This is a genomic window from Vibrio sp. Vb0888, from assembly GCF_033338835.1.
Lineage (GTDB): Bacteria > Pseudomonadota > Gammaproteobacteria > Enterobacterales > Vibrionaceae > Vibrio > Vibrio alginolyticus.
Genome location: NZ_JAWOTL010000114.1, coordinates 1 through 1,455 on the forward strand (window position 1 = coordinate 1; position 1,455 = coordinate 1,455).

A 1,455-nucleotide genomic window follows, 5' to 3' on the forward strand; every position below is an offset into this window, starting at 1 on the left:
TGGTTTAAAACCGACATCACTAAAGCCATCGTTAATCTATTATGGCTTTTTCTTCTTTATTGTCTTTCACAAAGCTAACAAGTTGGTCAAAAGAGAGAGGCTTGGAGTAGAAATAACCTTGAATCAAATCACAGCCACACGCTTCTAATTGGTCGCGTTGGCGTTGCGTTTCGACCCCTTCAGCTAAGACTTTCATTTCGAAGTTTTTGCCAATAGCGATGATGTTTTTCACCATATTCAGCGCTTTTTTATCGTGCTCAATATTGTCGACAAAGCTCTTGTCAATTTTAACTTCATCAATCGGCAATGTTCTCAACATGCTTAGTGACGAGTAGCCTGTTCCGAAATCATCCAATGAAATCTTAAAGCCCAAAGCGTGCAAGCGCTCGCAAGTCGGAGAGAACTTTTCTAGATCTTCGATAAACAAGTTCTCGGTGATTTCTAACGTGATTCTATTGCAATCAAGATGGTATTTGTCCATCGCCGCCATCAAGCGCTCTATAAATTTGGCGTGCAGGAACTGCTTGACGGAAATATTGATCGACATCTGAATTGGGGTGGCAAGATGGGTTGTCAGTAAGCCCATATCTTCAAGGCTCTTTTCGATGATCAACTCACCCAATCGCACCATCAAACCAGAGCTTTCAGCGACAGGAACAAATTCGTTAGGTGGCACTTTGCCCAGTTCTTCGTCTTCCCAACGAACAAGCGCCTCAACACCATAAATCTCGCCATTGATGTTTAACTGCGGTTGATAAGCCATAAACAGCGTTTGCTTCTCAATCGCAAGCCTCAGACGTTGCTCGACTTTCATCTTGTGCAGATGACTTGCTTGCATCTCCTGATTAAACAGACTGTACGCATTACGCTGTTTCTTCGCTTGATACATGGCGATATCTGCAGAAAGCAGCAGCGCGTCTAAGTTGTCGCCGTGCATTGGGTAGAACGCAATCCCAATGCTGCAACTGAGCAGGAACTGGTTATCGTTAACGTTATATGGTTTGGAAAGCGTTTGAATCAGCTCGCTTGCTAGATCTTTGATGGTCTCTTCATCAGTTCGATTAACGATAAAGATGAACTCGTCGCTTGCCTCACGGACGATCAAACGACCTTCGCCCGAAAAGTGGTTAAGGCGAGTCGAGATCTGTTTTAGAACTTCGTCACCAAATTCGTGGCCGTGTGTGTCATTGACCGATTTGAAGTTATCGATATCAATGAACATTAAGGTGAACGGGTTACTGCTGCCACACATCCAACGTTGAATGTTGGAACGCAAATATTCACGATTAGGTAGGCGAGTTAGATGATCATGGCAAGCTTGGTAAAGCAAACGCTCTTTGGTTTCGTGTTCATTGTTAGCGATTGAGCGAAACAGCGCATAAAACGCTGCTTGAACGATCAGAAAGACGATGCAGTAAAACGCAAATTGGCTGTAAAAGCCGCGCTTAATGAAGC

The 1,455-nt window shown here is 43.9% G+C and carries 1 protein-coding gene; it reads right to left on the reverse strand.

Annotated elements, in window-relative coordinates; all coding sequences use genetic code 11:
- Window positions 1–31: 31 nt before the first annotated feature.
- A partial coding sequence (locus R7P72_RS24265; RefSeq protein WP_318110865.1) for a putative bifunctional diguanylate cyclase/phosphodiesterase occupies window positions 32–1,455 on the reverse strand: 1,424 nt, incomplete at its 5' end.